General features: G+C 68.4%; 9 protein-coding genes. All 9 read left to right on the forward strand.

Annotated elements, in window-relative coordinates; translation table 11 throughout:
• The first annotated feature begins 181 nt into the window (after window positions 1-181).
• Genes ACIHA7_RS00760 through ACIHA7_RS00800 form a run of 9 tightly spaced genes read left to right on the forward strand, consistent with a single transcriptional unit; the run spans window position 182 to window position 12,846 of the window.
• The gene (locus ACIHA7_RS00760; protein ID WP_397284144.1) at window positions 182-1,456 is read left to right on the forward strand and encodes a lysine N(6)-hydroxylase/L-ornithine N(5)-oxygenase family protein; all 1,275 of its coding nucleotides are present in this window, start codon (window positions 182-184) and stop codon (window positions 1,454-1,456) included.
• Entirely contained in the window at window positions 1,453-2,532 is a 1,080-nt protein-coding gene (locus ACIHA7_RS00765) for an NAD(P)/FAD-dependent oxidoreductase (RefSeq protein ID WP_397284146.1), read from the forward strand. Before ACIHA7_RS00760 ends, ACIHA7_RS00765 begins: the two co-directional genes overlap by 4 nt.
• Complete coding sequence (locus ACIHA7_RS00770) at window positions 2,529-4,544, forward strand: class I tRNA ligase family protein (protein WP_397284148.1); 2,016 nt, start codon at window positions 2,529-2,531, stop codon at window positions 4,542-4,544. The genes ACIHA7_RS00765 and ACIHA7_RS00770 overlap by 4 nt, the downstream gene beginning before the upstream one ends.
• On the forward strand, window positions 4,544-6,031 hold the full coding sequence (locus tag ACIHA7_RS00775; protein ID WP_397284150.1) for an AMP-binding protein: 1,488 nt from the start codon (window positions 4,544-4,546) through the stop codon (window positions 6,029-6,031). The genes ACIHA7_RS00770 and ACIHA7_RS00775 overlap by 1 nt, the downstream gene beginning before the upstream one ends.
• The gene (locus ACIHA7_RS00780; protein WP_397284152.1) at window positions 6,024-6,284 is read left to right on the forward strand and encodes a phosphopantetheine-binding protein; all 261 of its coding nucleotides are present in this window, start codon (window positions 6,024-6,026) and stop codon (window positions 6,282-6,284) included. The genes ACIHA7_RS00775 and ACIHA7_RS00780 overlap by 8 nt, the downstream gene beginning before the upstream one ends.
• Before the next feature lies 1 nt (window position 6,285).
• On the forward strand, window positions 6,286-6,900 hold the full coding sequence (locus ACIHA7_RS00785) for a GNAT family N-acetyltransferase (protein WP_397284154.1): 615 nt from the start codon (window positions 6,286-6,288) through the stop codon (window positions 6,898-6,900).
• Window positions 6,897-7,949 carry a C45 family autoproteolytic acyltransferase/hydolase gene (locus ACIHA7_RS00790; protein ID WP_397284156.1) on the forward strand — a complete coding sequence of 351 codons (1,053 nt, stop codon included), beginning with the start codon at window positions 6,897-6,899 and terminating at the stop codon, window positions 7,947-7,949. Before ACIHA7_RS00785 ends, ACIHA7_RS00790 begins: the two co-directional genes overlap by 4 nt.
• Window positions 7,946-9,130, forward strand: a complete 1,185-nt coding sequence (locus tag ACIHA7_RS00795; RefSeq protein WP_397284158.1) for an acyl-CoA dehydrogenase family protein — start codon at window positions 7,946-7,948, stop codon at window positions 9,128-9,130. Before ACIHA7_RS00790 ends, ACIHA7_RS00795 begins: the two co-directional genes overlap by 4 nt.
• Window positions 9,127-12,846, forward strand: coding sequence for a beta-ketoacyl synthase N-terminal-like domain-containing protein (locus ACIHA7_RS00800; RefSeq protein WP_397284161.1), 3,720 nt, complete (start codon window positions 9,127-9,129; stop codon window positions 12,844-12,846). Before ACIHA7_RS00795 ends, ACIHA7_RS00800 begins: the two co-directional genes overlap by 4 nt.

Below are 12,846 nucleotides of genomic sequence, written 5' to 3' on the forward strand. Positions count from 1 at the left end.
AACAGGGCTCCAGCTGATCGAGGGGGGTTCTATTCATGCAGCAAAGCCGCCTCATGTGGGCGAGTATTGCGAATTCGCAACCGACGATTCACTCGGTATGCACACCGGGGACTGGCCCCGAGGGGCAGGAGGCGTAATGAGCCAGAGCTCGCTCACCGACAATTGTGAACATTACCGATGCGTGGGCATCGGTATCGGACCAGCAAACTTGAGCCTGGCCTCGTTGCTGTACGAACAGCCGGACGTGTCGAACCTTTTCTTCGAGAAGCGGCGCGACTTCCGCTGGCACGACGGCCAACTCCTGCCCAACACCTCGCTCCAGGTCTCCATGCTCAAAGACCTGGTCAGCCTCTCCGACCCGACGAACCGCTTCTCTTTCCTGTCCTATCTGCATGCCCACGGCCGGGTATACCATTATCTCAATGCGCAATTCGATGCGGTACCACGCAGCGAGTTCCGAAACTATCTCGAGTGGGTCAGTTCGAAGAACGAGAACCTGATCTTCGGCGAAGAGGTCCGCTCCATCGAATTCGATGGCGTTTTCCTGCTACGCACCGGCAACCGCACGGTCAAGGCCGACAACGTCGTTATCGGTGTCGGCCGTAAGCCTTATGTTCCACCGGTGGCCGAAAAACTGCTCGGACCGACCCAGTTCCACATCAGCGAATTCGCCGACAAGGCAGTCGGACTCGCGGGCCGACGAGTCTGGGTGATCGGCGGCGGCCAGTCCGGAGCGGAGGCATTTCTCGAACTGATCTCCCGTCCGCGCACCGAGCTGCCGCGCCGGGTCGGCTGGATATCCCGGCGCCGCAACTACTTTCCGTTGGACGACTCGCCGTTCACGAACGACTACTACATGCCGGACTACTCGGAGTACTTCGCCGGCCTGCCCGGTGCGTCCCGGGACGTACTCAACGCCGCCCATGTGCTGACCAGCGACGGCATCTCCGAAGCCACCTTGCGCGAGATCTATCAGCGCATCTACCTGCACCACTTCGTCGACGGCGCCACCGATCTGGTCGCTCTCTACCCGAACCGCGATGTGCTGCGGGTCACGGGCGATCCCGGATCGGGATGGGACATCACCTTCACGCACAACGACCAACCCGGCGTGCACGAGCACGCCGAAGCCGACGTGATCGTCTGGGCGACCGGTTTCCACGCCGACGGCATGGAGTTCCTGTCCCCGGTCGCCGACCGGCTGGAGCGCGACCGCGACGAATACAAAATCGACTCGGATTTCGCCGTGTGCTGGGACGGCCCCGCCGACCGAAACATTTTCCTGCAGAACGGCGCCCGACGACAGCGCGGCTTGGCCGACGCCAATCTGAGCCTCGTCGCCTGGCGCAGCAAACGGATAGCCGATCGCCTGCGCGGCATCCGCTCCGACGACCCGCACGACTCGTTTCTCGAATGGTCGGCCAAGGCTCCCGACGCCAGGAGCGTAGAGCGATGACGAACCACACCGTCGCCGTCATCGGCGCGGGCATCGTCGGTTGCCTGGTTGCGCGCGAGGTGATGTCGCGCTCCCCCGATAGCTCCGTGGTGGTGTTCGACCGGGATGGGATCGGCACCGGAGCCAGCAGGCGTTCGGCGGGGCTGCATTTTCCGCGCGGCGCGACCGAGCGGGTGCGGCGGATGACCGCGTACAGCCATGATTTCTACGCCGACCTCGCCTCGAAACACCCTGCCCTGCCGATACATTCGCTCGGCATGACGGTGGTGGCGACACAGACCGCCGCACAGCTCGACGAGGTCTACCTCGACCGCGCCGCGCTGACACCGACGGACACCGTGCCGGGCGACCTCGTCCGGTTGCCGCACGGTGCCCGCGTCTGGCGCGGCGACGGATGCCACTACGCCGATGTGCCCGCGGTCGCGCAGGCGGTCGCCCGCGAACTACGCCCGCACGTCACCTTCCGGGAAGGCGTGCGCGTCACCGCCGTCGAGGACGCGGGCGCCGAGGTGCTGATCCGGCTCAGCACCGGGAAGACGTGCACGGCCGCACACGTGGTGCTGGCCCCCGGTCCCTGGCTGGCCGATCCGGCATGGCGCGACCTCGTCGCCCCGCTGCAGGCGCGAGTCAAGAAGGTCGTCGCGATCCACATCGACCAGGAGCCGAGACGCGACGACGGCGTCGTCGTGTTCCAGGACGAGGACGCCTTCCTGCTGCCGCTGCGGCACAGCAGGCACTGGCTGTTCAGCTACACCCACCAGGAGTGGGATGTCGACCCCGACGCCGTGTCCGACGGGCTCGACGCGAGCGTGCTCGACGCGGCCATGCCGCTGCTGCACCGATACTCGCCCGCACTGGCCGAACGCGTCGCAGGCGGCCGCGTCTTCTGCGACGCCTACAGCGCCGATCGGGAGCCGCAGGTGCGCGCGCTCGACCAGGCCGGACGAGTGATCTTCGCCGGGGCCGCGAACGGTTCGGGCTACCGGCTCGCCCCGGCGATCGCGGCCGAGGCCGTCGGCCTGCTGCAACTGGACGGGCAGACAACTCAGCCACCGAAGGAGATGAGTCCCGCGTGATCATCAATCGTTTCGACACGGCCGAACTGCACTCCGCTTTCGGCATCGACATGAGTTCGATCGATGGGTTCGGCTTCGGCGCAGGCTGGGCGCGGGTCCCGCCCGGCGGCCGCTCCGATCCGCACCAGCACGACGAGACCGAGTTGTTCCTGGTGGTCAGCGGTCACGGCGAGGTCATCGTGGACGGCGGGCGGCACGCCGTCGCCCCCGGCATGGCCGTGCTGTTCGATCCGTTCGAGACCCACGTCGTGGAGAACACCGGGTCTACCGAGCTGGTGTTCTTCGACCTGTACTGGCGTGATCCGGGCCGGGCCGCCCGCGCGGCGAGCGGGCGCAGCGACCGGCGACGCTTCGGCGAGCGGCCGATCTTCGTGTTCTCCACGCCGCCGACGCCCAATGGGGATCTGCATCTCGGGCACCTGTCCGGCCCGTATCTCGGGGCGGATGTGTTCGTCCGATTCCAGCGGATGAACGGTGCGCAGGCCTGGCACCTCACCGGCAGCGACGACTACCAGAGCTACGTGGTCGACCGGGCCGAGAAGGAGGGCAAGGATCCTGCGGCGACGGCGGCGTACTACAGCGCCGAGATCGCCGAGACGCTGCGGCTGATGGACATCGAGCCCGACCAATACACGGTGACCGATGCGGACCCCACCTACCGTGCCGGATTGCAGGCGTACTTCTCCCGCCTCGTGAAGTCGGGATCGGTTGCGCCCCAAGAGGGTGCAGCGTTGTTCGACGGCGCGACGCAAGACTACCTGTACGAGGTCGACGTGACGGGCGGCTGCCCCGGCTGCGGCACCGTCACCGGCGGAAACATCTGCGAGCGGTGCGGCGAGCCCAATTCCTGTGTCGATCTGACCGATCCGCAATCGAAGCGCTCGCAGGCGACCCCGCGCATCGACACGATCACCAGATTCACACTTCCGTTGCACGAGTTCGCCACCGAACTCGCGGCCCATCACCGGTTGGGCCGAGTTCCGGCGCGGCTGCGGGAACTGGCCGGCCGATTGTTCGCCCGCCCCCGGCTCGACGTGGCGATGACCCACCCCGCGAGCTGGGGTGTGCCGCCCGCCGACCCCGGCGTGGACGGGCAGGTCATCTGGGTCTGGCCGGAGATGTCTTACGGCTTCCTGCACGGCATTTCGGCGCTGGGTCGGCGACTGGGCCGGAACTGGCGGGCGGACGAGCCCGAGCAGGACTGGAAGATCGTGCATTTCTTCGGCTACGACAACAGCTTCTACCACTCGATCCTGTATCCCGTGCTGTACCGGCTGGCCTTCCCCGACTGGCAGCCGGATATCGACTACCACGTCAACGAGTTCTACCTCCTGGACGGCGGCAAATTCTCCACCAGCCGACGGCATGCCATCTGGGGCAAGGAAATCCTGTCGCCGGACAGCGTCGACGGGGTGCGGTACTTCCTTTCCCGGACTCGGCCGGAGTCGCGGCGCACCAACTTCACTCGCGAAAGCTATACGGCCGCAGTACGCGACGAATTGATCGGCACCTGGCAACAGTGGCTCAACGACCTCGGACACCGCATCCGGACCCGATACGGCGGCCACGCCCCGGACGCCGGCATCTGGACCCCGGAACACACGGCATTTCTCGGCCGCCTTGGCGCGCGGCTGGCCGCGGTGACCGCCGCCCTCGGTCCGGACGGGTTCTCGCTCGCGGTCGCGGCCGCGGAACTGCATGGCATCGTCACCGACACCCAACGATTCGTCGAGCAGGAGAGCGCCGTGGCCACGGCCGAAGAGTGGTACGACGAGGCCCGCACCGCGGTGGCGCTGGAACTCGCCGCGGCGCGGTTGCTCGCCCACTGCGCCACACCGCTGCTGCCGCGGTTCGCCGGGCGGCTCGGCGCGGCCCTCGGCGAGGAGCGCCCGAACGAATGGCCGCACACCGTGGCACTCGTGCCCGCCGGAACCCGGGTGGACCTGGTGCGCGAGTTCTTCGCCGAGCCCTCGCTCGAGGCGGCGGAGCCGGTCGGGGTGGGGAGCGCTTGATGGATTCGGTGATCAACCAGATCGTCACGACGCCGCCCCCGGCCGGCTACCACGCGACCTTCGCACGGCTGGGTAAGACGGAGACGATCGAACTGCGCGAGCTGGCTGCCGGTGCCGAACGCCTGGCGGTCCGACTCCGCGAATTGGGTGTGGGGCAAGGGGATCGGATCGGCATCCTCGCCGCGAACTGTCTGGAGTGGGTGCTGCTCGATCTCGCCGCGCTGCGCTGCAAAGCCGTGACCGCGGGGCTCGAGCCCGGCAAGTTCGAACCCGACGAGGAGCTGCTCGCCCGCTACGACCTGAAGCTGCTGTTCACCGATCAGCCGTCCACCGCCGCCGGTGTCCGACCGGTCAGCGAGGCTCGCGTGCTCGCCGAACAACCGGCCGGCCCGCTGCCCGAGGTTCGGTACGACAGCGCAGAGGCGACGACCCTCAAGTTCACCTCGGGCAGCACGGGGGTGCCGAAAGGCTTGGCGGCCAGCGTCGGCAGCATCGACAGCTCACTGCGTGCCGTGCAGCGGATGTTCGCACACGGCCCCGGCGATCATCTGTTCGTCTTTCTGCCGCTGGCCCTGTTGCAACAGCGGTACTGGATCTATTCGGCGTTGTGTTTCGGCCACGACGTCACGGTGAGCACCTACGAAGCGGCCTTCACGGCGATGCGACAGGTGCGGCCCACCGTCGTGATGGGGGTGCCGGGCTTCTACGAGACCGTGAAACGGCATCTGGCGGCCCAGACCGATCCGCAGGTGGCGGCCAAGGAGCTGTTCGGAGACCGAATCCGTTACCTGTGGACCGGTTCCGCGCCGGCCGGTCCGGACATGCTGCGCTTCTTCACGAACCTGGGGCTGCCCATCTACGAGGGCTACGGCATGAACGAGACCTGCATTGTCGCCAAGAACTATCCGGGCGCGAGCAAAGAAGGCAGCGTCGGACGCGTCGTGCCCGGCAAGCAGGTGCTGTTCGACGCCGAGGGTGTCATCAGTGTGCGCAGCGACTTCCCGGTGGCGCGGCGATACGAATACGGCGCGACCGCGCATTCGATGGGCGTGTTCGACGCGGACGGCACGGTCCGGACCGGCGATATCGGCTACCTCGACGACGACGGCTTTCTGTATATCCAGGGTCGCGCCGATGACGTGATCGTGCTGGCGAACGGGAAGAAGGTCATCGTCCGGCCGATCGAGGAGCGCATGGCGGCCAGTCCGGCCATCGAGCACTGCGTGGTGTTCTGCCCGACGCAGACCCAGCTCGTCGCGGTCGTCTCCCCGACCAGCGAACCCGCCGACGAAGCGGCGATCGCCGCACACCTCGAGCGCACCAACCAGGAGCTCGAGCGCGACGAGCGCATCGCCAGGGTGGTGATCGCTCGACCTCGGTTCAGCATCGAAAACGGGCTGCTCAGTTCGCAGTACAAACCGAAACGTCGGCAGATCCTCGATCAGTATCGACGGGAAATCGGCGAGAAAGGAAGAACACATGCCTGATCTGGAAAAGGCCGTGCACGACAACTTCCGGAAGGTGATCGCGTCGAACAACGCACCCGACGAGCTCGATCCGGACCTCGACATGGTCGACGACTACGGCCTCACCTCGCTGAACAAGGTCCTGTTCCTGACCGCGGTCTGCGATGACACCGGCGTCTCGCTGGCGAGTTTCACCGAGGAGGACGTGGCCGCCATGCGCACCCTGCGCGACGTGACGGCCGCGCTGTCCCGGCACTCCGAAAGCGCGGTCTGACATGGGATGGGCTGAGCTGGCGCCCGCGCAGCTGGAGAACGATCATGTCCTGCTCCGGCCGATCGAGCCGACGGACCGGGCGGGGTTGTGCAAGATCGCGCTGGATCCGGATATCTGGCGGTACTTCGTCGCACTGGTGGAGACCGAAGCGGATTTCGACGCGTTTTTCGATGCGGCACTCGATGATCAGCTGGCCGGGCGCCGGGTGGTCTTCTACATCATGGACAAGGCCAGCGGCCGGGCCGCGGGCAGCATGAGTTACGGGAACATGGCCGAGCGGGACGGCAGGCTCGAGATCGGCTGGTCCTGGCTCGGCCGGGACTTCCGGGGCAGCGGGCTCAACCGGTGGGCGAAATACCTGCTGCTGGAGCACGCCTTCGAGCGACTCGGCGCGGAGCGCGTGGAGTTCAAAACCGACGTGCTCAACGAGCAGGCGCGCCGGGGCCTGCGCAATATCGGGGCGGTCGAGGAGGGCGTGCTGCGCAGCTTCAATCCGATGCCGGGCGGCCGTCGCCGGGACGCCATCTTCTACAGCGTGCTGCGTGGCGAATGGCCCGGCGTCAAAAGCAAACTGGCGGCGTATCCGAAGGTGCACTTGGCGGGCGCCGTCGAATGAGCGCGGTCCTGCGGACTCCGTTCGTCCGAGCCGAGGGTGACTCCTTCGCCCTCGGCTATCAGCACGGCAAGGCCAGAGCCGCCGACCTGCGGGCCTTCCTGGACGACGGATTGTGCCGGTTGAACCGGATCCTGCCCGAGCCGGTGACGTTGACCGAGTTGCGGCCGACGATCGACGCCTATCTGGCCGAAATCACCACCGCGACACCGGATCTGGCCGAGGAGATCCGTGGCCTCGCCGCCGGGGCGGGCCTCGACCCGCACGAGGCCGCGTTGCTGCAACTACGCCGCGAAATCCTCGGCTATCAGAAGATTCCGACCGCCGGGGACTGCACCACGTACGCGGTGGCCGGTGCCGAACCCGTGCTGGCGCAGACGGTGGATCTCAACGGCAATCTCGATGATCAGATCAGTGTGCTGGAGATCGTGCGTACCGGGGCGTCCCGGCGCGTGCTCGTGCTCAGTTTCGGCGGGCTGCTCGGCTACCTCGGTCTCAACAGCGATGGTCTCGCGGTCGGGTTGAATCTCGTGCTCGGCGGCGAGTGGCGCCCCGGTGTGCCGCCCTACCTCGCTATCCGGCATCTGCTCGACCATGCGGGCTCCGTCGAGGAAGCGGTGCGCGTGTTGCGGAAACTGCCGCTGGCGAGTTCGCGCAATATCGTGCTGTGCGACAAGGACACCGCCGCCTTTGTCGAGGTGCTCGACTCGGAATTCAGAGTCGAGTACGGCCTGAATACGGTGCACACCAACCATTTCCTGCATCCCGACCTCGCCGCGCGGGACGAGATCAACGTGTTCGCCCGCAATTCGTCGATCCGCAGGCTCGAGCAGTGCCGGACCCGGCTCGCCGTCGTGCCCGCCGATCCGGAAGACCATTTCGCCGTGCTGTCCGCACCTCCGATCAATGTCACGGACAACGGTGACATCCGCCGCGAACGCACCGTCGCGGCCGTCGTGCTGTGTCCGGGGCTCGGCCGCCTGCATCTGCGGCCGGGTGACCCGGCGGTGCACGCCACCGAAATCTTCACGCTGTCCGAGGAGCAACGATGAGCTTCGACGCGGGCATCCTCGCCCTCCCCTTCTACGAGCCGCGACATGTGCAGCGCGCGCGGCAGATCGAGAGCTGGTGTGCCGAGCACACCGAGCTGTGGGACGACCCGCGCGCCACGACCGACCCCGACGCGACCGGGCTACGCATCCTGCGCGCCCTGGGCGAACACGGCTGGCTGGCGGCGCTGGATCCCGCCGCGGGACCGGAGGGTCTGGCGGCAGGCGACTGTCGCACCCTGTGCCTGCTGCGCGAGGCACTGGCCTACACCGACGACCTCGCCGACTTCGCCTTCTCGATCCAGGCCCTGGCCGCGACGCCGATCGTGCGGCACGGCAACGAAGAACAGCAGCGGCGTTATCTGGCGCCGATGGCGAAGGGCACCCTGTGCGGCGCGTTCGCGATCTCCGAACCGGAGGTCGGTTCGGATGTCGCCGCGATCGGCTTGCGCGCCGAGCAGGATGCCGACGGCTATGTGCTGAACGGCAAGAAGGCGTGGATCGCCAATGGTGGTATCGCGGACCTGTTCTGCGTAGTCGCGCGGACCGGTGAGGGTCCGGGCGCACTGGGCTTGACGGCGTTCCTGGTGCCCGCGAGCACCCCGGGACTGACGGTGGGACAACGGGTTCCGCTGATCGCTCCCCGATCCTTCGCCGATCTCGACTTCGTGGACTGCCGTCTGCCGCGAGACAGCGTGCTCGGTAGACCGGGCGGCGGTTTCGTGATCGCGATGGAGGTACTCGAACGGTTTCGGATGACCGTGGGCGCCGCGGCGATCGGGTTCGCGCGCCGGGCCGCCGACGCCGCGCTGGCCCACGCGAAGAACCGGTCGATGTACGGCGCTCGGCAGTTCGACCTGCAGCTGGTGAAGGCGACGTTCGCGGAGATCGAGGTTCAGCTGAACGCGGCGGCCTTGCTGGTGGCCCGCGCCGCATGGGAGGCCGACCGCGGCGACCCGGCGGCGGCGAAACACTCCAGCATCGCCAAGCTGTACGCCACCGAACACGCGCAGCACATCGTGGACGCCTGCGTGCAGGTCTTCGGTGCCGCGGGACTGGTCGCCGACAGCGTGCCGGAGCGGCTGTACCGGCAGATCCGGTCGCTGCGGATCTACGAGGGCACCTCCGAGGTGCAGAAGATGATCATCGCGGGCTCGCTGGGCGGCCGGAGGCAGGCGAAATGAGCGCGTACCTGTCCCGGCCGCCCCGCCGCTCGGCTCGGGTGCGCGTGTTCTGCTTCCCGCACTCCGGCGGCGGAGCTTCGGTTTTCCGTGGCTGGCCACCGGACCTGCCGGGCTGGGTAGACGTGCTACCGGTGCTGCTGCCCGGCCGGGAGGAACGCGCGAGCGAGCCGCCGCTCGCCGAGCTGGACGCATTGACCGACGCGGTCGTCGACGCGCTCCGCCCGCATCTCGACGCGCCGTTCGCGCTGTTCGGACACAGTCTGGGCGGCCTGCTGGCATATCAGGTGGCACTGCGGCTACGCCGCGACGGCGCACCCGCCCCGGTCGCGCTGCTGGTGGCGGGTCTGGCCGCACCGCACCGGCTGACGCCGGACCCCATGCACGAACTGCCCGACGATGAGCTGCTCGACCGGATCTTCGAGATGGGCGGCACCCCAGCCGAATTGCGCGACGAGCGAGACCTGCTGCGTGCGGCGCTGCCCGCGTTGCGCGCGGACGTAACAATGTTCTCTACCTACCGGCATCGGCCCGGCGCACCGGTGGAGTGCCCGATCGTGGTGTTCAGCGGCCGGGACGACACCATGGCCGCACCGGACGACGCCGCCGCGTGGGGTGACCTCACCGACGGGACCGTGCGAACGCGCGTATTACCGGGCGGCCACTTCTTCGTCCGGACTCATCGCCGCGAGTTGACGAGGATGATCACCGCCGAGTTACGCCGACTCCTGCCGCCGGTCGACCGGCCACGGTCGGCCGCCGTCCCGCAGCCCGCCCGGCACGGGCGCATCGAACCGGTAGCCGTCGTCGGCATCGGCTGCCGCCTGCCGGGAGCCGCTGACCCGCAAGCCCTCTGGCGCCTGCTGGTCGACGGTGTGGACGCGGTGACCGAGGTGCCGGATCAGCGCACCGAGCACCCCGCCGTCTTCGGCCGACTGCCCGCGGTGCCGTCCGGCTTCCGCCGCTTCGGTGGATTCCTCGACGACGTCGAGGGTTTCGATGCCGCCTTCTTCGGCATCTCGCCCCGAGAGGCCGACCGGATGGATCCGCAGCAGCGGTTGCTGCTGGAGGTGGCCTGGGAAGCCTTGGAGGACGCCGGAATTCCGCCGACCGCACTGGCGGGCACCCGCACCGGCGTCTTCGTCGGGCAGATGGGGCGGGACTACTGGGAACTGCAGTCCCGGCAGAGTTCGCTCGATCTGCACGCGCTCACCGGCGGCGGGCTGTCCTCGTTCCTGTCCGGCCGCATCTCGTTCGCGCTGGACCTGCGCGGTCCGAGCGTCTCGGTCGACACCGCGTGCTCGTCATCGCTGACCGCGGTACATCTGGCGTGGCAGAGCCTGCAACTCGGGGATTCGGACCTCGCGCTGGCGGCCGGGGCGAACCTGGTGCTGCTGCCCGAACTGGCCGCCATCTACGAGCAGGTGGGGCTGATGTCGCGGCGGGGTCGCTGCCGGTTCGGCGACGCCACCGGCGACGGCTTCGTCCGCTCCGAAGGCGTCGGCGTGGTGGTGCTCAAACCGCTGGCGCAGGCGCGCGCCGACGGCGATCGCGTCTATGCGGTGATCGCGGGCAGTGCGAGCAATAACGATGGCAGCGGCGGCGGTTCGCTGGTCGCCCCGGCCCAGGAGGCGCAGGAGCGGTTGCTGCGCGACGCATTGGACCGGGCGGGGATCGATCCCGCTGCGGTGGATTACGTGGAAGCCCACGGCACCGGCACCAACACCGGTGACGCCGTCGAGTTGCGAGCGCTGTCCCGGGTGTTCGCCGGAACGCGGCCTGCGGGGCGGCCCTGCCTGGTCGGCTCGGTGAAGACCAATATCGGCCACCCCGAGGGGGCGGCAGGTATCTCGGGGTTCATCAAAACGGTACTGAGCCTGCATCATCGGCTGATTCCGGCGAATCCGCTGCTGACCGAGCCGCATCCGGTGCTGCTCGAACCGGACACGCCACTGCGGATGCCGACCGAACCTGTTGCGTGGCCGCAGGATTCGGCACCGGTCGCCGGCGTGACGTCGTTCGGTCTGTCCGGCACCAACGTGCACGTCGTGCTCACCGCGCCGCCTGTCGATTCGGCACCGGACGACGATGACGAGCCGCAGCCCCTGGTGCTGCCGCTGTCGGCGCGCGATCACGATGCGGCACAGGCGCTTACGGCCGCCTACGCGGACCGGCTCGACGGCGCGGACCCGGTCACCGCACGGCGGGTGTGTGCCGTGGCCGCGCGCGGCCGGGCACACCACGAATGGCGCTCGGCGGTGACCGCGCTCGACGGCGACGGACTGGCCGAGGCGTTACGTGCCCAGCTGCCCGATGAGCTCACGCAGCGGCCGACCGGCGGAGTCCGCGTCGCGTTCGTCTTTCCCGGGCACGGCAGCCAGTGGGTCGGCATGGGCCGCGAACTGCTGAACACCTCGGCCGCCTTCCGCATCGCGATCGAGAACTGCGCCGCGGCAATTCACGCCGCGGCCGGATGGTCGCTGTTGAAGGTGCTCGCCGACGACGACGGCACGGAGCTGGCGAAGACCGCGGTGATCCAACCGGCCGTGTGGGCCATGCAGGTCGCCTTGGCGCAACACTGGCGCTCCTGGGGCATCCTGCCCGATGTGGTCATCGGCCACAGTTTCGGCGAGGTCGCCGCCGCCACCGTCGCCGGTGCGATCGATCTGCCCGTCGCCGCCGAACTCATCTGTCGCCGTGGCGAACTCACCGCGCAGGCGGACGGGTTGGGCGGAATGGTCGCCGTGGCGATGCCGGTCGCCGAGGCGGAGGCGGCGGCGGCGCGCTACGGCGATCGGATCGTGGTGGCCGCGCGCAACAGCCCGCGGCTGACCGTGCTGTCCGGCGAAAGTGCCGCGCTGGACGGGTTGCTCGCCGATCTGCGGGACACCGGGGTGCGTGCCGGGCGGGTGCGGATCAACTTCGCCTCGCACAGTCGGTTCATGGATCCGCTGCAGCCGCAGCTGACCACCGCGCTGGCCGGGCTTCGGGCTGATCCGGTGGTCGTGCCGTTGCGATCCACGGTCACCGGTGAGCGCATGTCCGGCCCGGATCTCGACGCGCGGTACTGGGCCGACAACCTGCGCTGCACCGTGCGGTTCGCCGAGGCGATCGCTGCCGAAAACGCGCTGGGACCAACGGTTTTTCTCGAGATCAGCCCGCACTCGGTGCTGGTGCAGGCCATCGAGCAGTGCCTCGCCGACAGTGCCTCCGGTACGGCGGTGGCCGGATTACGCAGGGACACCTCCGAAACCGCTCGCCTCGCAGAGATCGTCGCCCGCCTCTACACCGCCGGTATCGATCCGGACTGGTCCGCGATATACCCGGCGTTCGGCATGCCGGACGAGATGCCCACCTACCCCTGGCAGCGTCGGCGTACCTGGTTCACTCCTGCCGATTCGGTGCCCGACACGCCGGTCTCCGCGCGGCCCGCCCCACCCGCACCGGAGGTCCCCGCCGGTGGCGGGCTGCTGGACACCCTGACCGCCGAACTCGGCGCGGTACTCGGCCTTCCGGCGCAACGGATTCCGCGCCGACGTCCGTTGCGCGACGTCGGTTGCGACTCGCTGGCCGCCGTCGAGATCCGGGCCAGGCTCGAGCAACGCTGGGGAACCGAGATTTCGTCGAGCGCGGTACTCGCCGCCAGCGTCGAGGACCTCGCCGAGGCGATCACCGCCGACCACCCGGGTACGGGTGGCCGCAGAGAAATGGAGGGATAG

Origin of the sequence: Nocardia sp. NPDC052316, from assembly GCF_044547795.1 — a bacterium.
GTDB lineage: Bacteria > Actinomycetota > Actinomycetes > Mycobacteriales > Mycobacteriaceae > Nocardia.

What these genes read in the sequence shown, in the direction of transcription:
- ACIHA7_RS00785 (WP_397284154.1), top strand. Translation starts at nt 6,286, where the DNA reads ATGGGATGGGCTGAGCTGGCGCCCGCGCAGCTGGAGAACGATCATGTC.
- ACIHA7_RS00790 (WP_397284156.1), top strand. Translation starts at nt 6,897, where the DNA reads ATGAGCGCGGTCCTGCGGACTCCGTTCGTCCGAGCCGAGGGTGACTCC.
- ACIHA7_RS00795 (WP_397284158.1), top strand. Translation starts at nt 7,946, where the DNA reads ATGAGCTTCGACGCGGGCATCCTCGCCCTCCCCTTCTACGAGCCGCGA.
- ACIHA7_RS00775 (WP_397284150.1), top strand. Translation starts at nt 4,544, where the DNA reads ATGGATTCGGTGATCAACCAGATCGTCACGACGCCGCCCCCGGCCGGC.
- ACIHA7_RS00765 (WP_397284146.1), top strand. Translation starts at nt 1,453, where the DNA reads ATGACGAACCACACCGTCGCCGTCATCGGCGCGGGCATCGTCGGTTGC.
- ACIHA7_RS00800 (WP_397284161.1), top strand. Translation starts at nt 9,127, where the DNA reads ATGAGCGCGTACCTGTCCCGGCCGCCCCGCCGCTCGGCTCGGGTGCGC.
- ACIHA7_RS00780 (WP_397284152.1), top strand. Translation starts at nt 6,024, where the DNA reads ATGCCTGATCTGGAAAAGGCCGTGCACGACAACTTCCGGAAGGTGATC.